Source organism: Paenibacillus sp. EC2-1 (assembly GCF_049311625.1).
GTDB lineage: Bacteria > Bacillota > Bacilli > Paenibacillales > Paenibacillaceae > Paenibacillus_AQ.
Window position 1 is genome coordinate 1,622,966 of sequence record NZ_CP186006.1, and the last position, 23,553, is coordinate 1,646,518.

Annotated in this window: 22 protein-coding genes and 1 other RNA gene; 21 read left to right on the forward strand and 2 right to left on the reverse strand. The window is 43.1% G+C overall.

Annotated elements, in window-relative coordinates; translation table 11 throughout:
- The first annotated feature begins 116 nt into the window (after positions 1–116).
- The 12 genes from era to ACK8P5_RS07570 all read left to right on the forward strand — a co-directional run bounded on the left by era (position 117) and on the right by ACK8P5_RS07570 (position 12,366).
- Positions 117–1,019: a GTPase Era gene (era, locus tag ACK8P5_RS07515; RefSeq protein WP_422660332.1), complete on the forward strand. Its 903-nt coding sequence runs from the start codon at positions 117–119 to the stop codon at positions 1,017–1,019.
- 150 nt (positions 1,020–1,169) lie between these two features.
- Complete coding sequence (locus tag ACK8P5_RS07520) at positions 1,170–1,313, forward strand: YqzL family protein (protein WP_422660333.1); 144 nt, start codon at positions 1,170–1,172, stop codon at positions 1,311–1,313.
- A 36-nt stretch (positions 1,314–1,349) separates the two neighbouring features.
- A complete protein-coding gene (gene recO / locus ACK8P5_RS07525; RefSeq protein ID WP_422660334.1) occupies positions 1,350–2,105 on the forward strand; it encodes a DNA repair protein RecO in 756 nt (251 codons plus the stop codon).
- A 351-nt stretch (positions 2,106–2,456) separates the two neighbouring features.
- Positions 2,457–3,344: a glycine--tRNA ligase subunit alpha gene (gene glyQ, locus ACK8P5_RS07530; protein WP_422660335.1), complete on the forward strand. Its 888-nt coding sequence runs from the start codon at positions 2,457–2,459 to the stop codon at positions 3,342–3,344.
- Positions 3,337–5,412, forward strand: a complete 2,076-nt coding sequence (gene glyS / locus ACK8P5_RS07535) for a glycine--tRNA ligase subunit beta (protein WP_422660336.1) — start codon at positions 3,337–3,339, stop codon at positions 5,410–5,412. Before glyQ ends, glyS begins: the two co-directional genes overlap by 8 nt.
- A 204-nt stretch (positions 5,413–5,616) precedes the next feature.
- Complete coding sequence (locus ACK8P5_RS07540) at positions 5,617–6,090, forward strand: YaiI/YqxD family protein (protein WP_422660337.1); 474 nt, start codon at positions 5,617–5,619, stop codon at positions 6,088–6,090.
- 41 nt (positions 6,091–6,131) lie between these two features.
- Positions 6,132–7,949 carry a DNA primase gene (gene dnaG, locus ACK8P5_RS07545; protein ID WP_422660338.1) on the forward strand — a complete coding sequence of 606 codons (1,818 nt, stop codon included), beginning with the start codon at positions 6,132–6,134 and terminating at the stop codon, positions 7,947–7,949.
- A 43-nt stretch (positions 7,950–7,992) separates the two neighbouring features.
- On the forward strand, positions 7,993–9,129 hold the full coding sequence (gene rpoD, locus ACK8P5_RS07550; RefSeq protein WP_422660339.1) for an RNA polymerase sigma factor RpoD: 1,137 nt from the start codon (positions 7,993–7,995) through the stop codon (positions 9,127–9,129).
- Positions 9,130–9,500: 371 nt separating this feature from the next.
- The gene (locus tag ACK8P5_RS07555; RefSeq protein ID WP_422660340.1) at positions 9,501–10,265 is read left to right on the forward strand and encodes a tRNA (adenine(22)-N(1))-methyltransferase; all 765 of its coding nucleotides are present in this window, start codon (positions 9,501–9,503) and stop codon (positions 10,263–10,265) included.
- Positions 10,241–11,356, forward strand: coding sequence for a Nif3-like dinuclear metal center hexameric protein (locus tag ACK8P5_RS07560; RefSeq protein WP_422660341.1), 1,116 nt, complete (start codon positions 10,241–10,243; stop codon positions 11,354–11,356). Before ACK8P5_RS07555 ends, ACK8P5_RS07560 begins: the two co-directional genes overlap by 25 nt.
- A 92-nt stretch (positions 11,357–11,448) precedes the next feature.
- Positions 11,449–11,852, forward strand: an RNA gene (rnpB, locus tag ACK8P5_RS07565) — RNase P RNA component class A.
- Between the two features lie 322 nt (positions 11,853–12,174).
- Positions 12,175–12,366 (forward strand): hypothetical protein, encoded by a 192-nt coding sequence (locus ACK8P5_RS07570; RefSeq protein ID WP_422660342.1) that lies wholly within the window; start codon positions 12,175–12,177, stop codon positions 12,364–12,366.
- A gap of 78 nt (positions 12,367–12,444) precedes the next feature.
- On the opposite strand, the gene ACK8P5_RS07575 is transcribed toward ACK8P5_RS07570, so the two are convergent.
- Positions 12,445–14,328, reverse strand: a complete 1,884-nt coding sequence (locus ACK8P5_RS07575; protein ID WP_422660343.1) for a S8 family peptidase — start codon at positions 14,326–14,328, stop codon at positions 12,445–12,447.
- A gap of 249 nt (positions 14,329–14,577) precedes the next feature.
- On the opposite strand from ACK8P5_RS07575, the gene ACK8P5_RS07580 reads away from it, so the two are divergent.
- The 6 genes from ACK8P5_RS07580 (at position 14,578) to thiI (ending at position 19,298) form a co-directional block, all read left to right on the forward strand.
- Positions 14,578–15,084, forward strand: coding sequence for a YpuI family protein (locus tag ACK8P5_RS07580; RefSeq protein ID WP_422660344.1), 507 nt, complete (start codon positions 14,578–14,580; stop codon positions 15,082–15,084).
- 154 nt (positions 15,085–15,238) lie between these two features.
- Complete coding sequence (locus ACK8P5_RS07585) at positions 15,239–15,463, forward strand: DUF1540 domain-containing protein (RefSeq protein WP_422660345.1); 225 nt, start codon at positions 15,239–15,241, stop codon at positions 15,461–15,463.
- 42 nt (positions 15,464–15,505) lie between these two features.
- Positions 15,506–15,889: a hypothetical protein gene (locus tag ACK8P5_RS07590; protein ID WP_422660346.1), complete on the forward strand. Its 384-nt coding sequence runs from the start codon at positions 15,506–15,508 to the stop codon at positions 15,887–15,889.
- Positions 15,890–16,032: 143 nt separating this feature from the next.
- The gene (locus tag ACK8P5_RS07595; RefSeq protein ID WP_422661406.1) at positions 16,033–16,776 is read left to right on the forward strand and encodes a lytic transglycosylase domain-containing protein; all 744 of its coding nucleotides are present in this window, start codon (positions 16,033–16,035) and stop codon (positions 16,774–16,776) included.
- Positions 16,777–16,894: 118 nt separating this feature from the next.
- Positions 16,895–18,046 (forward strand): cysteine desulfurase family protein, encoded by a 1,152-nt coding sequence (locus tag ACK8P5_RS07600; RefSeq protein WP_422660347.1) that lies wholly within the window; start codon positions 16,895–16,897, stop codon positions 18,044–18,046.
- A 13-nt stretch (positions 18,047–18,059) separates the two neighbouring features.
- Positions 18,060–19,298: a tRNA uracil 4-sulfurtransferase ThiI gene (gene thiI, locus ACK8P5_RS07605; RefSeq protein ID WP_422661407.1), complete on the forward strand. Its 1,239-nt coding sequence runs from the start codon at positions 18,060–18,062 to the stop codon at positions 19,296–19,298.
- A 73-nt stretch (positions 19,299–19,371) separates the two neighbouring features.
- Here the strand turns inward: thiI and ACK8P5_RS07610 are convergent, their stop codons facing one another.
- On the reverse strand, positions 19,372–20,058 hold the full coding sequence (locus ACK8P5_RS07610) for a TerC family protein (protein WP_422660348.1): 687 nt from the start codon (positions 20,056–20,058) through the stop codon (positions 19,372–19,374).
- 129 nt (positions 20,059–20,187) lie between these two features.
- Here ACK8P5_RS07610 and ACK8P5_RS07615 point away from each other — a divergent pair, with 129 nt between their 5' ends.
- The 3 genes from ACK8P5_RS07615 to typA all read left to right on the forward strand — a co-directional run bounded on the left by ACK8P5_RS07615 (position 20,188) and on the right by typA (position 23,529).
- The gene (locus ACK8P5_RS07615) at positions 20,188–20,850 is read left to right on the forward strand and encodes a TerC family protein (RefSeq protein WP_422660349.1); all 663 of its coding nucleotides are present in this window, start codon (positions 20,188–20,190) and stop codon (positions 20,848–20,850) included.
- Positions 20,851–21,033: 183 nt separating this feature from the next.
- Positions 21,034–21,543 carry a hypothetical protein gene (locus tag ACK8P5_RS07620; protein ID WP_422660350.1) on the forward strand — a complete coding sequence of 170 codons (510 nt, stop codon included), beginning with the start codon at positions 21,034–21,036 and terminating at the stop codon, positions 21,541–21,543.
- 144 nt (positions 21,544–21,687) lie between these two features.
- Positions 21,688–23,529: a translational GTPase TypA gene (gene typA / locus ACK8P5_RS07625; RefSeq protein ID WP_422660351.1), complete on the forward strand. Its 1,842-nt coding sequence runs from the start codon at positions 21,688–21,690 to the stop codon at positions 23,527–23,529.
- The last annotated feature ends 24 nt before the right edge of the window (positions 23,530–23,553 follow it).

The window sequence follows — 23,553 nt, forward strand, 5'->3', positions numbered from 1 at the left end:
CCAAATAGATTGATTTGAAATAAGGTTTCGGCCTTGGGATTTGTAATCTTGGTCAATCAAAGTTAAAGTACGTAAGTACAACTCAGAAATAATAGCGGATTTAAACGGAGGAATATATGCAGAAAAAAACATTCAAATCGGGTTTTGTAGCGATTATCGGACGGCCAAATGTTGGCAAATCAACACTGATGAATCAGGTGATTGGTCAGAAGATAGCCATTATGTCGGATAAGCCACAAACGACCCGGAATAAAATCCACGGCGTATACACAACAAACGATTCACAAGTTGTATTCTTAGATACCCCGGGAATTCATAAACGCCAGTCTAAACTTGGAGACTATATGAATCAAACCGCACTTGGAACATTAGGTGAGGTAGAGGCCGTTCTGTTCTTAATTGATGCATCCGAAGGCTTTGGCGGCGGCGATCGATTTATTGCTGAACAACTGAAGCAGATTCGTACCCCTGTTATTCTGGTTATGAACAAGATTGACAAAATTGAGCCTCAAGCTTTATTACCGTTAATTGAGGAATACCGTAAGCTGCATGATTTTGCAGAAATCGTTCCGATTTCGGCGAGACTTGGAAACAACGTAAATACATTACTGGATCAGATTCAGAAGTATTTGCCAGCGGGTCCACAGTACTATCCTGAGGATCAAGTAACTGATCATCCCGAGCAGTTTGTGTGCGCTGAGTTGATTCGTGAAAAAATTCTTCATATGACGAGAGAAGAAGTTCCTCACTCCATCGCGGTAACCATTGAGGACATGAAGGTAGAAGAGAACGGGACAGTTCATATATCCGCTGTTATTTTTGTGGAGCGTGATTCTCAAAAAGGGATCATTATCGGTAAACAAGGCTCGATGCTGAAGGAAGTTGGAAGACAGGCACGCCAAGATATTCAGCGATTGCTTGGATCCAAGATATTTCTTGAATTGTGGGTAAAAGTTAAAAAAGACTGGCGCAACCAAGAACGCGTTCTTCGGGATCTCGGTTTCCACCGCGGACAATAACAATATCCCTCCCATGTGATCATTGCTTGAGATACAGAATGTAGCTCCATTTCGACTCCTGCCAACAATTGCAAATCATAGATCTGATCGCAGGCGCACATCCTATTCTTGTAGATGCAGACGTCATTTCCGAAGAAAGGATGAATACGAATGCGAGATTTTTCGTGGAAGTATTTTGCGATGACTGGAGATGTCGATGCTTATTTGCTGTATAAGGAGTCCCATAGCGCTACGGAACTCGAAAGCATGACCACCTCAGAGGAAGATGCGGTTGAGTATGAAGAGAACGAATGATCTTTGGCTGCTTCAGGAATGGTTGGGGGATAGAGCATGCTATACAGGGCGGAAGGGATTGTCATCCGCAGCATGGACTACGGTGAAGGGAACAAAATCATTACGCTTTGCACCGAAAAATCAGGCAAAGTAGGCGTTCTTGTCCGCGGAGCTAAGAAACTGAAAAGTCGTCATGCTGCTCTGACACAGCCCTTTACTTACGGCGAATATGTTTTTTTTAGAAATGGAACGGGTCTTGGGACATTAAACGCAGGAGAAATCATTGAGTCCCATCATCTGCTTCGTGAGGACCTCCTTAAAGCTGCCTACTCTTCTTATGCTTGTGAACTGCTGGACCGGGTTCTTCAAGATGAGGAAACAGGCGCTTTTTGGTTCCACCAGTTGAAAGCTTGTCTTGAAGCCTTACAGGAAGGTAAAGACCCACAGATTATCATTAATCTGTATGAAATGAAGGTGCTTCAGACAGCTGGATATGGTCCTGAACTAAACGTCTGCGTCTCTTGTGGTAATGAAAGAACTGACGAGGAGATGCTGGTCAGTCCTAGACTTGGAGGCGTCTTATGCCGGCGGTGTAAGCATTTAGATCCACCAGCGATGGTAGTGTCACCCAAGACACTGAAACTTCTTCGGTTGTTTGCAAGACTTGACTTGAGAAGACTTGGAAATATTGATGTTAAGGAAACTACTAAGGCAGAGCTTAAAACAGTAATGAGAGCACTGATGGATACACAATTAGGATTACGTCTTAAATCACAAAATTTCTTAGATCAAATGGAGAAATACGGTATTTGACGTCTGAACGAAAATTAGGTATCATATGTTAAGTTTCAATTTTTGAATATTGACATGCGTTGAACGGAAAAGTAATGGATTTAAGTCCTATTTTGTGTAGCGAGTCGGTGATGGTGGGAGTCCGGCGATAGGAATCCATGAACATGGCGCCCGGGAGCATGCTGCACGTGATAAAGTGGGTCCTTATGGGGCCAAGTAGGGTGGAACCGCGGGAAGCCACAGCTCTCGTCCCTATGTCTGTACAGCAGACGTAGGGCGAGAGCTTTTTGTTGTGCAGAGCGCTGGCGTGAACATTGCATATGAGAGATTTGATGCAGTCAGTATTAAAAACGGTATGAAGGAGCTAAAATCATGAATTTTCAACAAATGATTTTGACGCTGCAGCAATTTTGGGCGGAGCAGAATTGTATTATCGTACAACCGTACGACACGGAAAAAGGCGCAGGTACGATGAATCCAATGACTTACTTGCGATCGATTGGACCGGAGCCGTGGAATGTAGCTTATGTTGAGCCTTCCCGCCGCCCTGCGGATGGACGTTATGGGGAGAACCCCAACCGCTTGTACCAGCATCATCAGTTTCAGGTTATTATCAAACCATCTCCTGATAATATTCAAGAGCTTTATCTGGAGAGTCTGAAGCGTCTTGGAATCGATCCACTTGATCATGATATCCGTTTTGTCGAGGACAACTGGGAAGCGCCGACTCTGGGAGCTTGGGGCCTTGGTTGGGAAGTTTGGCTTGATGGTATGGAAATTACACAATTTACGTATTTCCAACAGGTCGGAGGTATTGATGCCAATCCGGTTGCTGTCGAGATCACTTATGGTATGGAGCGTCTTGCTTCTTACATTCAAGACAAAGAGAATGTGTTTGATCTGGAGTGGGTTGACGGTATTACATATGGTGATGTATTCCAACAGCCAGAATACGAGCATTCCAAATATACCTTTGAGGTATCGGATGTAAAAATGTTGTTCACTTTGTTCAATATGTATGAGGAAGAAGCAAATAAGGCGATGAGCCAGCACTTGGTGTTCCCTGCTTATGATTATGTTCTGAAGTGTTCACATACATTCAACTTGCTTGATGCACGTGGAGCGATCAGTGTAACAGAAAGAACGGGTTACATTATGCGTGTTCGTAATTTAGCGCGCCAAGTTGCAGCGACATATTTGGAGGAACGTGAAAAGCTTGGATTCCCGCTGATCAAGAAAGGAGGCGCTGACCGTGGCTAAAGATTTATTGTTTGAAATCGGGCTGGAGGAAGTGCCTGCACGTTTTCTGCGTGCAGCGATGGAACAGCTTCAAGATAGAACCGTTAAATGGCTGGAAGCTTCCAGAGTTGCATATGGAGAAGTGAAATCATATGCAACCCCGCGAAGACTTGCGGTGCTCGTTAAGGATGTAGCGGAAAAGCAGACGGATGTTAGCGAGGAGGTTAAAGGACCTTCACGTAAGATTGCGTTAGACGAGAACGGTAATTGGAGTAAAGCGGCACTTGGTTTTGCACGAAGTCAGGGCGTTGAACCAGATAGCTTTACCTTTAAAGAACTTTCTGGCGTTGAATATATCTATGTTACAAAAAATAGTATCGGCGTTGAAACCTCTGCAATTTTGGCAGAAGGGTTGAACGGAATCCTACATTCCATGACTTTTCCTAAGAACATGAGATGGGGTTCTTATGAATTTAAATTTGTTCGTCCGATCAAATGGATCGTATCCCTGTTTGGTTCAGATGTAATTGATATGGAGATTACTGGCGTTAAGTCCGGTAATATAACTTCAGGACATCGATTCCTGGGAAGTACTGCGGTAATTCCGGAAGCATCAGCTTATGTAGAAGTGCTCAGAGGACAACATGTTATCGTAGATGTTAAAGAACGGAAAGATATGATTGTTTCTCAGATCAATGCTTTAGCGCTTGAGAAGGACTGGAATATTGCGGTGAAAGAAGATCTACTCGAAGAGGTGCTCTTCTTGGTGGAAACACCAACCGTATTATACGGCTCATTCGATCCTTCGTTCCTTGAAATTCCACAGGATGTACTGATTACTTCGATGCGTGAACATCAGCGTTATTTCCCTGTTTTGAATAAACAAGGCCAGTTGCTTCCGTTTTTCGTAACGGTACGTAGCGGCGACAATCGTTCGCTTGATATTATTGCGAAGGGGAACGAGAAGGTACTTCGTGCCCGCTTGTCCGATGCTAAATTCTTCTATGAAGAGGATCAGAAACTACAAATTAAGGAAGCCCTTTCGAAGCTTGAAAGCATCGTGTTTCATGAGGAACTCGGTACAATTGGTGATAAAGTTCGCCGCATCCGCCGCATAGCGGATAGCTTGGCTGTAAAACTCAGTATTCCGGCAGAAGCTGCTGATTCAGTTAGTCGTGCAGCAGATATTTGCAAATTTGATCTTGTTACTCAGATGGTATATGAATTCCCTGAGCTTCAAGGAGTAATGGGAGAAGACTATGCACGTAAGGCTGGAGAGAAGGAAAGTGTTGCGAAGGCTGTCTTCGAACATTATCAACCACGATTTGCTGGAGATTCCGTTCCTTCTACAAATGTAGGTTCGATTATTAGTATCGCTGATAAAATCGATACGATTGTTGGCTGCTTCTCGATCGGTATTATACCTACAGGATCACAGGATCCGTATGCGCTGCGTCGTCAAGCACAAGGGATTGTACAGATCATTCTTGAGCACAAGCTTCCAGTTTCATTGTCAGATGTATTCGGGATCGCACTTTCCGTTCATGAAGATATGAGTGTGTTGAAGCGTTCAGGATCAGAAATCAGTAAAGATCTATATGAGTTCTTTAGTCTACGGGTGAAGAAACTTCTGTCCGAAGAGCAAAGATACGATGTTGTTGATGCTGTTATCTCAGCTGGATTTGACCATGTTGTATCTGTTATGTCCCGGGGACAGGCATTAATGAGTGCTGTCAGCGAATCAGAAGACTTCAAGACCATTGTAGAGTCATTTAACCGAGTGAGTAATTTGGCGGCTAAAGCGGGTAAGGTTGCGGTTAATTCAGGTCTATTTACAGAGGAAGAAGAAAGCAAGCTTCATGAGGCATGGCTCGCGATTCGACAACCTTATGAAATAGCTATGAAGGATTCTGACGGTAAGCTTGCACTCACACTTCTTAGCGGGCTGAAAGAACCAATCACTGGTTTCTTTGATTCAGTAATGGTCATGGCTGAGGATGAAGCGGTCAAAGCGAATCGTTTAGCGCTGTTGTCTGGTATTGATAGTGACTTGAAGCAGTTTGCAGATTTTACAAAGTTGGTGTGGTAAATCAGAACCAATTCATACACAACTGAAGATATTATTTAATAGACGAAAGCGGGGCCTTTTCTAGGGAAGGTGGCCGCTTTCGTTATTCCATGGAACGATTGGAAAAAAGAGGATTATCTTTTGAACGTTTAAGAAGAAGGATTTTAATCACCCTAAGACGTATATAATATATAGATATCATTAATTTGAAATACGGAGATGCCTATGACGTCCATACGTTCTTTACAGATTGTTGTTGATGGCGATGCTTGTCCTGTTAAGAAAGAGATTGCAGAGACGGCAAGGGCATTTGGAGTTCCAGTTCTGCTCGTATCTTCTTACGATCACTTTCTCCGTGAAGAAGAAGGCGTACGAACGATTCAGGTGGATCGAAGTGATCAAAGTGCTGATTTGTATATTGCTAATCACATTGTGCGTGGTGATATTGTCATTACACAGGATTATGGACTCGCTGCACTAGCGTTATCGAAATCTTGCCATGTGCTTTCCAATCGTGGTCGTATTTTTAGTGACCAAGATATTGATTTTTTGCTTGATTCAAGACATCATCAGGCTAAAGCTAGGAAAGCTGGGCATTACGGCAAAGGTCCTAAGAAAATGGTCGAAGAGGATCGGATAATTTTCCAACATAAACTGACAAAACTTTTGCAAAAATTGCAGGAGAACGTTAGTTCATAGCGAATACTATTTACGTGCAAAAAGAGATGAAGGTGGTTTTGATGAGTACCGGACAAGGCAGTATACCGGATGATGTCATCGAGGCAGTACTGGCCCGAAGCGATATTGTCGATACGGTCAGCAAGTACGTGCATCTTACCAAACAGGGGAAATACATGAAGGGGCTATGCCCTTTTCATTCAGAGAAGACCCCTTCCTTTACGGTTACGCCGGAGCGCCAGATCTTTTATTGCTATGGGTGTGGCAAGGGTGGTAATGCCATTAAATTTAGAATGGAAATTGAAGGTTTTTCCTTCCCGGAAGCTGTTAAGACCATGGCAGAAGAGAATGACATTGCGTTACCGGAGAGCCAGGGTGTTTCTGTAATTCCGCGAAATCCGGAGAAAGAGCGTCTGTATGAGGCTTATGAGTTGACTGCTAAACTGTATCATTTTCTATTGAAGAATACGGAGCACGGCAAGGAAGCTGTGGCATACTTACGTTCACGTGGAATGACTGACAAGATTATTGATCAATTTCAGATTGGATTTGCACCGGATCGGTGGGATACACTGGTACAATTTTTGAGCAAGCGGACCTTTGATCTGAAGGAGATGGAGAAAGGCGGACTAGTGTCCGCAAGGCATGAAAGTGATGGTTATCTTGATAAATTCAGAGGAAGAATCATGTTTCCTATCCATGATCGGAATGGCAAAGTTATTGCCTTTGCTGGTCGGATCTTAGGAGATGGACAACCTAAGTATTTGAATTCGCCTGAGAGTTTATTATTTAATAAGAGCCGCACGTTATATAATCTTCATAACGCCAAGACGTCTATACGAAAACAGCGTCAGATTATATTATGTGAAGGATACGGAGACGTTATATCTACTTGGGAAGCTGGCTTTCACAATGTAGTTGCGACGATGGGGACCTCTCTTACAGAACAGCAGATAGTCATTATGAAGTCTATGGCAGAGGAAGTAGTCATAACTTATGATGGGGATAAGGCGGGTTTGGCAGCTGCTATGAAGGTTATACCTTTGCTTGAGGGTGCTGGCCTCAAAGTGAGAATTTCGATAATGGGAGACGGATTAGATCCAGATGACTACTTCCGTAAATACGGAATCGATCGGTTCAGGCATGTTGTAGAATCTGCCGTTTCAACCACGAAATTTAAACTTATATATCTAAAAAAAAACCATATACTGCTAGAAGAAGAGGGCAAGATATCGTATGCAAAAGAAGCGCTCCCTATTATTGCAGTCCTGAATTCTTCCACTGAACGTGAAGTTTATTTGAGGGAGTTGTCCTCAGAACTGGGCCTATCTTATGAAAGTCTCAAGCAAGATTGCAACCTATTAAGGCAGTCTATGCAAAAAAAGATGGGTAGTGGGGATAATAAGGAAAAAGCGTGGAATAATGGTAGGCATAAAAAAGGGCAAATTCCCGCCCCAACTTTGCTACCGGCATATCATGCTGCAGAAAGACGGCTGTTGTCTCTGATGCTTCAAGATTCGGAGGCTGCTCGGTATGTGGGCGATAACCTCGGAGAAGCGTTTAATATTGATGATCATGCAGCGATTGCTGCTTATCTATATGCTTACTACGCGCAGGACAAACCACCCGATACCAGTCGGTTTATGTCATCTCTTCATGATGATCGACTAGAGAAAACGGTGAGTTCAATTTCCATGATGGATACTCCTACGGACTGGAATGTTCAAGTACTTGATGATTGTATTCGTGAAGTACTGAAATATCCGCAGCAGAAACAGATTGATCAGAAAAAAGAAGAAATGATGAAAGCGGAACGATCAGGTGATTTTATGCGTGCCGCGCAAATTGCAAGTGAAATTATTGCCCTAGAGAGACAATGACAGCCCAGCTTGAATGTTTCTAGAGGGAGGAGGGAGTCGAAAGATGGCAAATGATCAGCATACTGAATTAGAAACGGAATTTACACTGGATCAAGTAAAAGATCAGTTGATTGAGCAGGGTAAAAAGAGATCCGTATTGAGTTACAAAGATATAATGGAGAAACTGTCACCTTTTGATCAGGATCCTGAGCAAATGGAAGAATTCTATGAGCAGCTCGGCGATTTGGGAATTGAAGTAAACAATGAAAGTGATGAGGAAAGCAGTCACCGTCAGTCTGATGATCAAGATGAGAATAACAATGACGACTTCGGTGGAGGATTTGATGACGACTTATCACTTCCTCCTGGTATTAAGATCAATGACCCGGTACGTATGTACTTGAAAGAAATCGGACGTGTACCATTGCTCTCAGCAGATGATGAAGTTGAGCTGGCAAAACGAATTGAGAATGGTGATGAAGAAGCGAAGCGTCGACTTGCAGAAGCTAACCTTCGTCTCGTTGTAAGTATTGCTAAGCGATATGTAGGTCGTGGAATGCTGTTCCTTGACTTGATTCAAGAAGGAAATATGGGTCTGATCAAAGCTGTTGAGAAGTTTGATCATAAAAAAGGTTATAAGTTTAGTACGTATGCCACTTGGTGGATTCGTCAAGCCATTACGCGCGCAATCGCCGACCAAGCCCGGACCATTCGTATTCCTGTTCACATGGTGGAAACAATCAACAAATTGATCAGAGTATCCAGACAGCTGTTGCAAGAGCTTGGACGTGAACCATCTCCTGAAGAGATTGCAGCGGAAATGGAACTGAGCGTTGAAAAAGTTCGTGAAATCATGAAGATTGCTCAAGAACCCGTATCCCTTGAAACACCGATCGGGGAAGAGGACGATTCCCACTTGGGTGACTTTATCGAAGATCAGGAAGCTCTTGCACCTGCCGATGCAGCTGCTTATGAACTATTGAAGGAGCAGCTGGAGGACGTGCTTGATACGCTCACAGAGCGTGAGGAGAATGTGCTTCGCCTTCGGTTTGGACTTGATGATGGACGGACAAGAACGCTGGAGGAAGTTGGTAAGGTATTTGGCGTTACCCGTGAGCGGATCCGTCAGATTGAAGCCAAAGCTCTTCGTAAACTCCGCCATCCAAGCCGTAGTAAGCGGCTGAAGGATTTCCTCGAATAGAAGTAAGGCATTGGACCTTCTGCGGATGATCGCAGGAGGTTCTTTTTCATCATTCAAAATCATTAGTGAATCGATATATAGAAGCCATCCGGAATGCTTATACTATACTAAACAATCCTTCTGGATCAATGGGTCTAATGGAATAGGAAGCTGTTCAAAGCTGAAACATATAATTTCTTAGTTATGGGTTAATTTCCTTGATTTGTTTTATTGGTCTTTATTTTAGCTCTTTTCCCTGACCATTGCAAATTGCTTCCATCTTTTCTGGGAAGGTTTTCTGTTATACAATTAAGTGCAATATTGCACTTTACTATGCTGTTTGTTAGGGTATTGAAAGAGTCACGAATATAATGGATTGTGTGGGTGTCATCATGAAATTGTCAAATCGATTACAGTTAATATTGGATCATATTCCGCATGGAAGTCGCCTTGCCGATATCGGCTCAGATCATGCGCTTCTGCCAACCGCAGCTGTGGAGAGTGGAACCTGTGTCTCCGCTATAGCTGGGGAAGTCAATACAGGCCCGTTTCAAGCAGCTGTCAAACAAGTCAAAGAGTCTGGATTAACTCAAACTGTAGCTGTTCGCCTTGGAGATGGTTTAGAAGTACTAAAGCCGGGTGAAGTAGATGTGATAACGATATCCGGGATGGGTGGGGGACTGATTGCCTCTATTCTTGATCGTGGTGTGGAGAAGCTTTCCGGGGTGAGCAGGCTAGTGCTTCAACCGAATGTAGGGGAAGATATTCTTCGCAGATGGTTATTAGCACATCAATGGGTACTGATTAATGAGCATATCTTGGAGGAAGACGGTAAGATTTACGAAGTACTAATAGCAGAACCTGAAGAGCTGAGAGAACTAGAAATATCAAATGAGACATTGTATAAAGAGCGTGTTCTGGATGGAGGAATTGTACTTACGACAGAGTGGCTTCTCCGTTTTGGACCCTATTTAATACAACGTCCAACTTCTGTATTTCATGCCAAGTGGAAAACAGAGATTCAGAAGCTAAATGGAATCTTACAGTCTTTGTCGAAATCAGAACAGGTTTCTGCGGAAGAGAAATCTGAGAGTATTAGAACAGATATTAAGCTAATTGAGGAGGTGCTGATATGTTTGCTAAAGGACAAACAGTAATTCAGTACATGGAACAGCTAGCTCCGAAGTATGTTGCTATGCCGGATGACCGAATTGGTCTACAGTTGGGTACCTTACAAAAGGAAATTAAGACGGTACTAGTTGCTCTGGATGTGAATGAGGAGGTCGTTGAAGAGGCCATTCAGTTGAATGCAGACCTCATTATTGCGCATCATGCAATTATATATCGACCTTTGAAACAACTTCAGACAGACTCACCGATGGGGAAAGTATATGAGAAGCTGATTAAGAACGACATCGCTGTGTACATAAGTCACACGAATCTGGATGTGACTGAAGGCGGGATGAATGATTGGATGGCTGAAGCCATGGGTATGGAAAACACGCAGCCCATTCATGATGTTCATACAGAGCAGCTTTCTAAACTCGTCGTTTTTGTTCCCAAAAGCCATCATCAAGAGGTGCTTGATGCGGTATTAAATGCTGGGGCAGGTGCCATTGGTAACTATAGTCACTGCAGCTTCAATATTGAAGGCTTTGGTACCTTTGTGCCGGGAGAAGGAACAGATCCTTTTATCGGTAAGCAGGGTACAATGGAACGGGTCAATGAAATTCGAATCGAAACCATTGTTCCGGATAACCTTCGGAATAAAGTGGTACAAGCGATGCTCAAAGCTCATCCATACGAGGAAGTGGCATATGATTTATACCCACTCGATCTAAAAGGGCGCTCATTTGGCCTCGGTCGAATTGGAAGACTAAGCGAGCCGGTAACACTTGCTGCACTTGTAGACATCGTGAAAGACAAACTGGATGTCCCACATGTACGTGTCGTAGGAGATTTAAATCGTATCATCAAAAAAGCCGCAGTAATTGGAGGTTCGGGTGGAAGCTTTATGAACCAAGTGATATTTAAAGGAGCGGACGTGCTTGTAACGGGTGATATTGACTATCATACTGCTCAGGATGCTTTGGCTGCAGGTTTAACCATTATCGATCCGGGTCATAACGCTGAAAAGATCATGAAGATGAAAGTGGCTGAATGGATGGATAATAAATTCAAAGATAATCGATATGAGACTCGTGTTGTAGCTTCTAAGATTAATACGGAACCATTCCGATTTATTTAATAAGGAAGTTCTGGAACGATCCCCTTTGACTGCTATTATTTATGGGGTTGAATAAGGTCCGAATAACTTGTATACTATCAAGTGTTGTCCGGAAAGTTTAACAGACAATCGCTGGCGGCTAAGAGCCGCGAGAGGAAAGTCCGGGCTCCATAGGGCAGGGTGCTGGATAACGTCCAGTCAGCGCGAGTTGAAGGATAGTGCCACAGAAATGGACCGCCGATGGCCGCTATGCGGCACAGGCAAGGATGGAACCGAGGTGTAAGAGACCCCGAGGAACGCTGGTGACTTCGTTCCTGGTAAACCCCACCTGGAGCAAGACCTAATGGGACGCAAGCTTCTTTCGAGGAAGCAGCCTTAGCCCGAGGTGCGTCTGGGTTGGTCGCTGGAGCCGTGTAGTAATGCTCGGCCTAGATAGATGATTGTCGCTTAAGGTGGCAGGGTAGTTCCCGTTATGACCACGACAAGCACAGAACCCGGCTTATGGTAAGCTTTCCTAACTGCAACAGTAAGATGAATAGTTTCACCCAGGTATATGCATGATTATAACGCGTATCTTTCGGCTGATCTTAGAGATCTGCCCAAGGATGCGCGTTTTTTCTTGTAGTATTCTTTGTTTACCCCGGGCAAATCCATCAATTCTATGTTGCTAATGTCATCGACGGACAATCGTCCATACCAAATAGCCCCTGGTTTAATATGCTGTATTATCAACAGAAAGGAAGTGGCTAGCAATGTCTTGCGAAAATAATTGCCCAAGTTTTTGTCCACCCGTATCACCGATTATATGTGATCCTATAGTCATTGTAAGAGACCATTATGTGCAACAAATTGTACCTGTTATCCATCCGATAAAAGTTGTAGATAAAGTGCATTGTATTCCAGTACAGCAACATATTTATAAGTGGGAAAACGAAGAAGAAGTTGGATGTGCGAATGTTTCCAGTAAATCCTCCTCTTCCAAACCTAAGAAACGTTCTGCTAATGCTTCTCGTGCAAGAAAAAAAAGATAATACAATAAAATCAACCACACACAACTAATAAAAAAGCAGCTCTCACCATTTGGCGAAAGCTGCTTTTACTTCTGTTATTTACGGGTTCCGTTGAAGCTCTTGTTGGAGTCGCTGTAGAACATGCTCTGGCCATAATTGGAGAGGTTTGCTCTGATTGCTTGCAGCTTCAAGTGACCGAAACACATCTACTTGTCCGCTGCCAAAATATTTATCTTTTCCTTTCTCACCAAGGTCTACAGCTTGCGATATCATAAGATCCATAACTTCACGGTTATTTAGTTCCGGATTCAATGATCGGATAAGCCCAGCCATAGCCGCTACGTGAGGGCTTGCCATGGATGTACCAGAGAGTGCTGCGTATTGATTCCCAGGGTAGGTGCTAGCGATATTGGTTCCAGGAGCAGTTACATCAATATAATCTCCATAATTAGAATAGTCTGCACGGGTCATATCTTGATTCGTTGCTCCAACTGCTAGTACTTCTGGGTATGCTGCTGGGTATCCTGGACGCTCTGTATTATCATTACCAGAAGCAGCTACGAGGAGAACATCACGGTCATAAGCATATTTAATAGCATCATGTAGGAACTGTGAGTCTGCATAATTACCAAGGCTCATATTTATGACTTTGGCTCCATGGTCGGTAGCCCATATAATTCCTTCTGCTACAGCATAGGTGGTACCTGAACCGCTTCCGTCTAGCGCTTTAACGGGCATGATTTTGTTATACCAGCTAACGCCTGCAACACCTTCCCCGTTGTTTACGAGTGCCCCAATAATGCCAGCAACATGTGTACCGTGCCCAACGTCATCCGCAGGTGCTTTCGATGGGTCCACAACGTTATACCCTGATACCAATTGCCCGTCCAGATCGGTATGGCTCAGATCAACTCCGGTATCGACAACGGCGATGATGACATCTTTGCTCCCTTTGGACAAGTTCCAGCCACGGTTTGTTTCAATAGCTGGTAAATTCCATTGATAATCAGAGAACAGAAGATCATTTGGGATATTTACATTCTCCGTCAGTGGTTCATTCTTCTCATTCGTCAAATACAAAAAATGAGGTTCTGCATATTTGGGACTCCATTTCTCAACAAAATAGGTGTGAAGAGATTTATAATCCATCCGGTCAGATTTAAATACATAAGCATAGCCCAGCTTACGAGGGATTTTTCCTGATATTTCTTTAGCAATCTGTTTGAGTTCGAGTTCAGTTGGTTCTTGAGAGAAACGGATAACAATTTCATTCTCATAAAAGTGACTCGCATTCTCGTTGTCATGCCCTGTTTTAACAGTTAGATCACGGAGGGTATCACTGTGTACAGATTCAACTTTAAACTTACCTTCCTTTGGATAAGGAATCATTCGTAAATTCCGCTTTTGGTGACTCTTTACTTCCTTTAACACTTTCATATTTATCATTGCAGCAGCGCCATATTTTTTATCCTCTGAAGGCTCAGCCATGACAAAATAGGTTTCTCCACCTGCTTTAAATTGTGGGGAAGCATAAGCTTTTCCTTGCTGCAGGTTCTGCCGTGCACGTTCTAAATGCTCCTTGATATGTTGCTGATCTTGAGTGCTCCATTTCGGTTTATTGATATTCACTTCTTCTTCTTTATGATTCTTCAGATCGTACCAAATGAATTTCTCGAAGTGATCGTGAGTACGTTGGTGATCTTTTACCAATTTTACAATCTGCTCCGGTTTGCGATGCTTTTCGTGCTTTAGAATAATCTGTAAATGCTGTTTAGCATCCATGCGACTAAAATGATCCGTGGCATCTAAATCACCTGATATTGTTGCTTGTTTTAACCGATTTTCTTCTTTAGCTGGTAAGGGTTTCTCGTTTTGTTTTGCAGCATACTCTGGAAGATTGGGATCAGGGGTTAATAAGAAAATGACGAATAAACCCAAGACTGCAGCGAATCCCAATATACTCCATAGGCGTCGTGAATTCATATTCATTTCTCCTTACAGATGGACTTTATTTTTCTTATGGTTGGAAGAGGAGAGCTATTTTATTCGCTATTGTAAGGAAGATTGATGTAAATTCCTTTCTTTGGATAATATTATCCTAAAAAATCCTTGAAAGTGTATTCATAAGGGATTTCGAAAAGCGGTATTTTATGTTAGGATAATACATAATCTTTGACCGCCGTAGACTTAAGCTTAGTGCGGTCAGTAACCATTTAAGGGGGAGCAACCGTAATGCCAGCAGACAATCTTCAGAATCTGTGCGCGGAGACAAGGGAGAAACTGAAATCCGCAATAAACATCATGGAATCGTTTTTGAATGAACACACCTTGCCTCAATTAGACGCAGAACAGAATGAAGAGACCATTCATTTTTACAAGGGATTTCTTTCAGATCTTCGCCATTTGTTAACTTTCTCGGAAGTATCTTTCGAGAAGCTCGGTGTTGTCCAGCGTCGTCCTAATTTCGATGCTGAGTTTGCCGAGAAGGAATTGTACCGTGTATACCACAGCTGTGTGAACAGTTTCTTCTACCCTAAAAATGAAAGCTATTCTGAGGATGGACGCTATGCCTATACAGGTCAGGACGCGATTCGATTCCGTAAGAAACCCGTTCGCCCTGCAAGAGATGTCATCATGGATATTACGAAAATTTACGAAGAACTTCGGGATGATCTAAGTTACTACGAAAGTGATTATTTAACGGAACGCCGTATGCAGTCTGAAAGAAGACATGCATAAATTTTAGAAAAAAAATTATTTTATTAATATAATGTAAACGGAGGAAGGGATGCCATTTGGCATCTCTTTTTTTGTGTAACTTAACACCTACTGACAACCTATAACGTGAATACACCTGGTGAACTGCGGAGAAAATATGTATGAGGTGATTCTAATGGCCAATGAAGCCAAACCATACGTTAAGTGCAGTGTAAGCAACTGTAATTATTGGGGTGAACAAAATGTGTGCCGGGCAGACATGATCATGATTGAAATTGACCGACATGCGAATGTCCGTCTGAATGCTGAGTTTGCGGATGAGGATTTTGTTAACAATCATAAGGATAGTGCAGGAACCTCTTCATCCACATGCTGCCTAACATTTAAACCCAAAGCATAACGGCGTCCTTTAATTGTCTTTCAACCACACGGAGGTGACAGCATGGGTAAGGGCAAAAAGCACAAGAAGAATAACCTTAAAGTGATTGATACCAAACGCAGTCGGGTGGATTATCCTCGTAAAGAACATTATGAGGAATATGCCTCAGAGGTATCTCCTCCTGTCGGTACAGATGTCCGAACAAGAAGATATGATGACAATCATGCGGTTGTAGAAGAAAAATCAACCGGCCGCATGGCAGGTTATATAGGATTGGTGCTCGGTATTGCATCATTGTTCATGTGGTCGGTGATCCTTGGACCTGTTGCAGCCGTCACTGGTTATTATGCCTACAGTCAAGGTAGCAGGACACTTGGATCTTGGTCCATGGGACTTGGTATCTTAGCTACGATTAGTTATTTTGTCCTCATTCCATTTGCCCGTTAGGTAAATGTAAATAATGAGAATAAGCAGACGGTTTTCACGCTTTTAGGTGAAACGTCTGCTTTTTTTGCTATAGAGTATAGCAGATTGTCCTGAAAGGATGTAAAATGGAAATTGAAACCTTACAGGAAGATGTGATGAATGACATGCAGATTGATCTGGCATCAGCGAGAAGTATGGTAGAATTACAGCGTTCCGTGAACAGCAGTTCTTTAGACCTGACGCAAAGTCTCGGAACTGGAACTGTTGAGAACGGTGGAGATTTTGAGTCAGTACTAACGAGCATGATGAATAACAGCAATTCCATTTCTTCAGGAACAACAGTAAAGTTAGCTCCCGGTGTTACTTGGGAAGACGGTTTATTGTGGCAACAACTTGGGACGCTGGATAACGAACGCGAACTCGAATCAGCTGAACCAGTGTCTGTATCGTCCGCTGAACCTGTCAAGGAACGTGAAGGAGTATCTTCTGTCAAATCAGCTTATGAGGGATTAATTACAGCCGCAGGGGAAAAATACGGCGTACCGACATCTTTGATCAAAGCTGTCATTGATACGGAATCATCTTTTAATTCGAATGCAGTGTCTTCGGCAGGAGCTAAAGGCTTGATGCAGTTGATGGATGGTACAGCCCGTGGACTCGGTGTCAGCAATTCATTCGATCCTGTTCAGAATATTGAAGGCGGAACTAAATACTTATCTTATCAACTTCAGAAGTTTGGTGGAGAGATTGCCATGGCCTTGGCTGCCTATAATGCGGGACCGTCTCGGGTTACACGTCTTGGTGTTTCGAATGATGAAGAGCTAATGGCTCAGTCACACCTACTTCCAGCTGAGACACAAGCTTATATCCGTAAAGTAATGAATGCGCGTGAGAAATATGAGGCTTAGCCTCTGAATGATACATGCCTAAAAGAAGGATCAAACGGGGAGTATACGGTGAGCTAAGTGCTCAATTCCGGTTACCCGTTTGATCCTTTTGTGCTTAACAGAAAGGGGATTTATGGAGATGCTTTATTGGGATCACGCTGCTACGACACCTCCACACAAAGAAGTTGTGGACACGATGTCAGAAATTATGAATCAACATTATGGTAATCCATCTGCCCTTCATCAAGCTGGGGAAGATGCTGCCAAGTTATTGAAGCGGGCTCGTGAGGTCTGTGCAGAAGCGCTTGAAATGCAGCCGTCAGAAATTGTATTCACTTCGGGAGCAACGGAGGGGAATAATATAGCCATTAAAGGTGCTGCAATGCAATACCGCTCACGGGGACAGCATCTGATTACTACAACAACGGAACATCCATCGGTATACGAATGTTTTAAGCAGCTTGAGAGTCTGGGTTGGGAAGTCACCTACTTGCCAGTAGATGAAACGGGAGTGGTTGATCTCCAGAAGCTTGAAGAAGCTGTAAGAAAAGATACGGTATTGGTAAGTATAATGCATGTAAACAATGAAACCGGAACAATTCAGCCGATAGCAGAGATCGGTAGCATAATTAAAGAGAGGAACCATCGTACATTATTCCATGTGGATGGTGTGCAAGGGTTTGGAAAGCTCTCGGTATCCCTAAAAGACTGGAAGGTCGATCTATACACACTATCCGCCCATAAGTTTAAAGGGCCAAAAGGTGCAGGTATCCTTTATGTGAAGCAAGGTGTTGAGTTATTCCCATTGTTAGTTGGAGGTTCTCAGGAAAGTGGACAACGACCGGGAACTGAAAATGTTGCTTCTGCGGTAGCTGTAGCAAAAGCGATGAGATTAGCCCAAGAGCATCAGGAACAATTTTGTGATAAAATAGGCAAGTTGCGTAATTTACTCTTGGAGGAAATTCGCACTATACCAGATTTCGTACTGAACAGTAGCAGTCAGGGGGCGCCTCACATTGTTCATTTCTCATATCCTGGTCTAAAGCCTGAAGTATTGGTCCATACCCTGGAGCAACTAGGGATGCTCGTGTCGACAAAGTCGGCCTGCTCATCCAAGAATAGTGAACCAAGTCGGGTCTTAATTGCTATGGGTAAAGATAAGGATTTAGCTGCAAGTGGGATTCGTATCAGTCTGGGCTGGGAGCATACAGAGGACGATGTCATTCGTTTGATCCATGCGCTTCACCAGTCTGTCGAGAAGCTTCGTCCCTTAACTGTAAAAAGGGGGTAACATCATTGTGAATATAACTTATGACATGCTACTTCTCCGCTTTGGAGAGTTTACTTTGAAAGGAAGAAACCGCAACAGATTCGAGAAATCTATGCTTAATCATGTAAAGTCTGTGATAAGACCATTTCCTAAAGCGAAGATTCTTAAGGAATATGGTCGAATGTATGTAGAGCTGAACGGGGAATCTCCGGATGCATTGATAGAGGTACTACGGAAAGTGTTTGGACTTGTATCCATCAGCCCTGTAAGAGTCTGCCCTTCCGAGCTTGATGCCATAATCGAAACAGCAGTGGACTTTATTGGGAAATCTCAACTTTCGGATAATACGACCTTTAAGGTGAATGCTAGACGTGTATGGAAGAAGTTCCCGCACTCTTCTCACGAGATGAATCACCTTATTGGCTCACCGCTGCTTCGAACCTATCCACAATTAAAAGTACAGGTAAGGAATCCGCAAATTGAGCTCAAGGTTGAGATTCGCGAAGATCTAACCTATCTTTTCCATGAGGCCGTGTCCGCTGTCGGAGGATATCCACTGGGATCGAACGGAAAAGCAATGCTCCTTTTGTCGGGAGGCATCGACAGTCCAGTAGCCGCTTGGTCTGCCATGCGGAGAGGGCTTGAAGTTGAATGTGTGCATTTTTACAGCTATCCGTACACAAGTCAGCAAGCCAAAGATAAAGTTATTGAATTAACTAAAATATTGTCCAATTATGCTGGGAGAATTAAGCTTCATTTGGTTCCATTTACCGATGTGCAGACATCATTTACTGGCCTTGGTCAGGATAATCTAATGATTACACTTATGCGCCGTGCTATGCTTCGCATTACGACGATGATTGCTGAACGAGAAAATGCACTTGCGATTGTAACAGGAGACAGTCTTGGTCAAGTAGCAAGTCAGACTTTACCTAGTATGAATGTTATAGGTAAAGCTACTGACCTGCCTATACTTCGCCCATTGGTTATGATGGATAAGAATGACATCATTAACTTGGCGAAGGAAATTGGGACTTTCGAGACGTCTATTCTCCCTTTCGAAGATTGCTGCACATTGTTCGTGCCGAAATCGCCTACGACCAATCCTAATCTGCGGATTGTGGAGAGTATAGAAAGTTCCCTTGTTGATTTACCGGAGAAACTCCAGATCGCGGTTGAGAATAAAGAGACAATCATCCTAAAGAACGGAAAGCAGATGACTAAAGGCGATAATGAGAGTCAGGATGAAGTTGTAAAAGAAGAATGGTTCTAGAAGAGACCTGCGAAGACAAAAAAAGGAATTCACTGCCGCTGGGCAGTGAATTCCTTTTTTGTTTGGTGAAAATTCAAGATACTTGCTCACGCCGCACCTTCGATGCTCTTTTTTTGAGGTGTCCTGCAGTTAGAACACCTACAATGACCATTGCAATAAAGAGATAGCGAACCAGTGGGTGTGTATCAAAAAACACTTTAAAATGTTTCTCGCCTGTAATCATAGAGGAAGCTGTGTATCCCAAGACTGCAGCTCCTAAATAGATAATCCATGGGAATCGATCGATAAGTTTTATAAACAGTGTACTACCCCAGACGACGATAGGGACGCTGATTAGAAGACCAATAATGACAAGCAGATTATTATGTTTTGCTGCACCAGCAACAGCTAATACGTTATCTAAACCCATGGCAGCATCAGCAACAATAATAGTTCGAATGGCGGCACCAAGACTTTTTCCAGCTTTTATGTCCGACTGATCATTCTCATCAGTTAGCAGCTTGTACGCAATCGTGATAAGCAAAATGCCTCCAATTAGCATAAGCCATGGAATATTAAGCAGCCAAACTACGAGAATTGTAGCAATAATTCGAAGGACTACCGCACCTGCTGTGCCATAAATGATTGCCTTTTTTTGAGTGGATGCTTCAAGGTTCCGAGCTGCCAACCCGATGACAATGGCATTATCTCCGGCCAGTACAAGGTCCAAAAACACAATGCTGAATAATGACAGTAAGAAATCCGAAGTTGCAGTATCCATGTTATGTCACTCCTCTAAAGTTACGGGTTCACCTAAAACAAAGTGGATCTATTATAGGCTTATTTTTTCGCACATGCAAGCATAGCGGGGCTGTATGAAACATATGTGTAGAGGGGGAGGGGTTGTCTAGTGGAGACGATATGGCTGTTAGGGCAAATATTGATCATTAACCTGGTACTAAGCGGTGACAACGCCTTGGTTATAGCAATGGCGAGCAGAGATCTTCCAGAGCCCAATAAGAGAAAAGCGGTATGGATTGGTACATTCGGAGCAGTTATTCTACGCTGTCTTCTTACCGTAATCGCTGTGCTACTGCTAAAGGTTCCTTATCTACAGGCTGGTGGAGCACTGCTCCTGATATGGATTGCATTCAAGTTGTTAGCCGAGCAGCATTCGAATGAGATTCGTGTCTCTGAGACTTCATCGATGTGGAGGGCCGTGAATACAATATTAATTGCGGATTTCGTCATGAGTCTAGACAATGTACTCGCCATTGCAGGACTCGCAAATGGTGATTTGGCATTAATAATGATTGGGATCGTTATTAGTATTCCAATTGTCGTATGGGGAAGCGGCATAATCTCTAAACTTCTTCAAAAATTTCCACTCTTGCTATATCTGGGAGCTGGTATTTTGGCTTATACAGCGGGGGAGATGATACTTCAGGACTCGAAGACGGGAGTTATTCTTGCTTATTGGCTGCCTGAATTTCATCATATCCTTCCCATCGCATTAGCTCTTTTGGTCACTAGCATTAGTGGGATGAAGAACATTAACCTTAAGAGAGCCTAAATGATTTAAATACCTGACAAGTTGACTTGTCAGGTATATTTTTTTGGAATCGAGTATCAACGTTATTTTTGGGGGACAAGCTCGATGTGTGGTTTTTTTTGTCGCTTTCGGATAAAATTAATGTAACAGCTTTATTCTTTATGCAGCCAGTGACGCTATATATTAAGTGAAGAGGGTGATGAGATGTCCTCCAAAAAAGATTTGATGCTAGGTGTATTTATTGTTGCAGCCGGTGTTGTCATTCTGCTTGGTAAACTTGGTGTATTCGGATTTTTAGGTCGTACTTTCTGGCCGCTACTCGTTCTCATTCCGGGACTGATTCTCCATGTACTGTTCTTTGGCCGGCGCGCTTCAGCGGCTATCTTGATTCCCGCCGGGATCTTGACCGTTTATGGTTTATTGTTCCTCATATGCAGTATTTGGGGTTGGAGTTTGATGGGTTCTTTGTGGCCGCTGCTTATTCTCGGTATTGCTGTAGGGTTGTATGAGTATTACATGTATGAAACACCTCGTCCTGGAGCGGTATTACCGATAGCACTCGGACTTACGTTACTCTCTGCTGTAATCTTAATATTTACCTGGCTCTATACAGGTGCACTTTACATCATTGCTCTTGTCCTCATTGCAGTCGGGATATGGCTTATATATGGGCGTAAACGGACGAAGAGTGGAAAATGGTCTAAAGGGTGGTAATATTACTGGAAATTTTCTGAAAAGACTTGATTTCTATATCCGTTTACCTATAAAATAGTTGTTATGTTGAAGCGTCGGTTGGCATTAACGCCCTGGCGCTTATTTTGATGGTTTATTCGAAGAGAAGGGATTTGAGATATATTTATGCAATCGAGAGATCAGATTCGCAATATTGCAATTATTGCCCACGTTGACCATGGTAAAACGACACTAGTTGACCAGTTACTGCAACAGTCCGGTATTTTCCGGGAACACGAAACTTTGCAGGAACGTGCGATGGATTCTAATGACATAGAACGTGAGCGCGGTATTACTATTTTGGCAAAAAACACAGCGATTACGTATAAGGATTTCCTTATTAATATCGTAGATACACCGGGTCACGCTGACTTTGGTGGTGAAGTAGAACGTATCATGAAGATGGTTGACGGCGTACTGCTAGTCGTTGATGCTTATGAAGGATGTATGCCTCAAACGAAGTTCGTGCTAGGTAAAGCTCTTGCGCATAACCTGACGCCGATCGTTGTTGTTAATAAAATTGACCGTCCGGCGGCTCGCCCGGCGGAAGTAATAGATGAAGTTCTGGACTTGTTCATTGAGCTTGGCGCTAATGACGAGCAATTGGAGTTCCCTGTTGTGTATGCATCAGCACTTAATGGTACTTCTAGTCTAGATCCAGAGAAGCAAGATGATAACATGCTTGCTCTTTATGAAACGATTACCGAGCACATTCCTTCTCCTAAGGAGAAAGTGGACGAGCCTTTGCAATTCCTCGTGACACTGATGGATTATAACGAATACCTTGGTCGTATTGCGGTAGGTCGTGTTAACCGCGGTATTATCAAGCAAGGCCAATCCGTTGCCGTTATGACTCGTGATGGTTCAACCAAAACAGCCCGTATTGAGAAGTTGTTTGGCTTCCAAGGTTTGAAGCGTATTGAGATCGAAGAAGCGGGTGCTGGTGATATCGTAGCTATAGCAGGTATTAAGGACATTAACATTGGTGAAACGATTGCGGATCCTCAGAATCCTGAAGCGCTTCCTGTCCTTAAGATCGATGAGCCTACACTACAAATGACATTCCTTGTTAACAACAGTCCGTTTGCAGGACGTGAAGGTAAATGGGTTACTTCCCGTAAACTGCGCGAACGTCTCTTTAAAGAACTAGAAACAGATGTAAGTCTTCGTGTAGAAGAAACAGAAAGCCCAGATGCTTTTATAGTATCGGGTCGTGGTGAGCTTCACCTTACGATTCTGATTGAGAATATGCGTCGTGAAGGTTATGAGTTACAGGTTTCCAAGCCAGAGGTTATTGTTAAAGAGATCGATGGTGTGAAAATGGAACCGATTGAACGCTTGTTGATTGATGTACCTGAAGACAGCACAGGAGCAATCATGGAAAGTCTGGGTGCACGTAAAGCTGAGATGGTTAACATGATTAATAACGGCAGTGGACAAGTTCGTCTTGAATTCTTGGTCCCAGCTCGTGGATTGATTGGTTACCGCACACACTTCCTAACATTGACACGTGGTTATGGTGTTATGAACCATGCGTTCGATAGCTACGGTCCACTTCATGGAGGACAAGTTGGCGGACGTCACCAAGGTGTTCTTATCTCTACAGAGAATGGTTCAACAACATTCTACGGTATGATGTCTGTTGAAGATCGCGGTACATTGTTCCTAGAACCAGGTACCGAAATTTACGAAGGTATGATCGTTGGTGAGCATACTCGTGATAACGATATTGTGGTAAACATCTGTAAAGAGAAGCAGTTGACTAACGTTCGTTCCGCTACAAAAGATGATACAGTTAAGATGAAGACGCCACGTATTTTCTCTTTGGAACAAGCGTTGGAATACTTGAATGACGATGAATATTGTGAAATTACTCCAAAATCCGTTCGTCTTCGTAAGAAGATTTTGAATAAAAGTGAACGTGAGCGTGCAGAAAAACATCGTAAAATGGCGCAAGCCAATCTATAATAGAGAGAGTATTTTCTATTAAGG

Excerpts from the sequence above, each read along its gene's own strand:
- ACK8P5_RS07595 (WP_422661406.1), top strand. The coding sequence starts at position 16,033 with ATGCAGATTGATCTGGCATCAGCGAGAAGTATGGTAGAATTACAGCGT.
- dnaG (WP_422660338.1), top strand. The coding sequence starts at position 6,132 with ATGAGTACCGGACAAGGCAGTATACCGGATGATGTCATCGAGGCAGTA.
- ACK8P5_RS07575 (WP_422660343.1), bottom strand. The coding sequence starts at position 14,328 with ATGAATTCACGACGCCTATGGAGTATATTGGGATTCGCTGCAGTCTTG.
- ACK8P5_RS07590 (WP_422660346.1), top strand. The coding sequence starts at position 15,506 with ATGGGTAAGGGCAAAAAGCACAAGAAGAATAACCTTAAAGTGATTGAT.
- glyQ (WP_422660335.1), top strand. The coding sequence starts at position 2,457 with ATGAATTTTCAACAAATGATTTTGACGCTGCAGCAATTTTGGGCGGAG.
- ACK8P5_RS07520 (WP_422660333.1), top strand. The coding sequence starts at position 1,170 with ATGCGAGATTTTTCGTGGAAGTATTTTGCGATGACTGGAGATGTCGAT.
- ACK8P5_RS07620 (WP_422660350.1), top strand. The coding sequence starts at position 21,034 with ATGTCCTCCAAAAAAGATTTGATGCTAGGTGTATTTATTGTTGCAGCC.
- ACK8P5_RS07585 (WP_422660345.1), top strand. The coding sequence starts at position 15,239 with ATGGCCAATGAAGCCAAACCATACGTTAAGTGCAGTGTAAGCAACTGT.
- ACK8P5_RS07600 (WP_422660347.1), top strand. The coding sequence starts at position 16,895 with ATGCTTTATTGGGATCACGCTGCTACGACACCTCCACACAAAGAAGTT.
- ACK8P5_RS07555 (WP_422660340.1), top strand. The coding sequence starts at position 9,501 with ATGAAATTGTCAAATCGATTACAGTTAATATTGGATCATATTCCGCAT.
- ACK8P5_RS07560 (WP_422660341.1), top strand. The coding sequence starts at position 10,241 with ATGTTTGCTAAAGGACAAACAGTAATTCAGTACATGGAACAGCTAGCT.
- ACK8P5_RS07540 (WP_422660337.1), top strand. The coding sequence starts at position 5,617 with ATGACGTCCATACGTTCTTTACAGATTGTTGTTGATGGCGATGCTTGT.
- ACK8P5_RS07580 (WP_422660344.1), top strand. The coding sequence starts at position 14,578 with ATGCCAGCAGACAATCTTCAGAATCTGTGCGCGGAGACAAGGGAGAAA.
- era (WP_422660332.1), top strand. The coding sequence starts at position 117 with ATGCAGAAAAAAACATTCAAATCGGGTTTTGTAGCGATTATCGGACGG.
- recO (WP_422660334.1), top strand. The coding sequence starts at position 1,350 with ATGCTATACAGGGCGGAAGGGATTGTCATCCGCAGCATGGACTACGGT.
- ACK8P5_RS07610 (WP_422660348.1), bottom strand. The coding sequence starts at position 20,058 with ATGGATACTGCAACTTCGGATTTCTTACTGTCATTATTCAGCATTGTG.
- rpoD (WP_422660339.1), top strand. The coding sequence starts at position 7,993 with ATGGCAAATGATCAGCATACTGAATTAGAAACGGAATTTACACTGGAT.
- typA (WP_422660351.1), top strand. The coding sequence starts at position 21,688 with ATGCAATCGAGAGATCAGATTCGCAATATTGCAATTATTGCCCACGTT.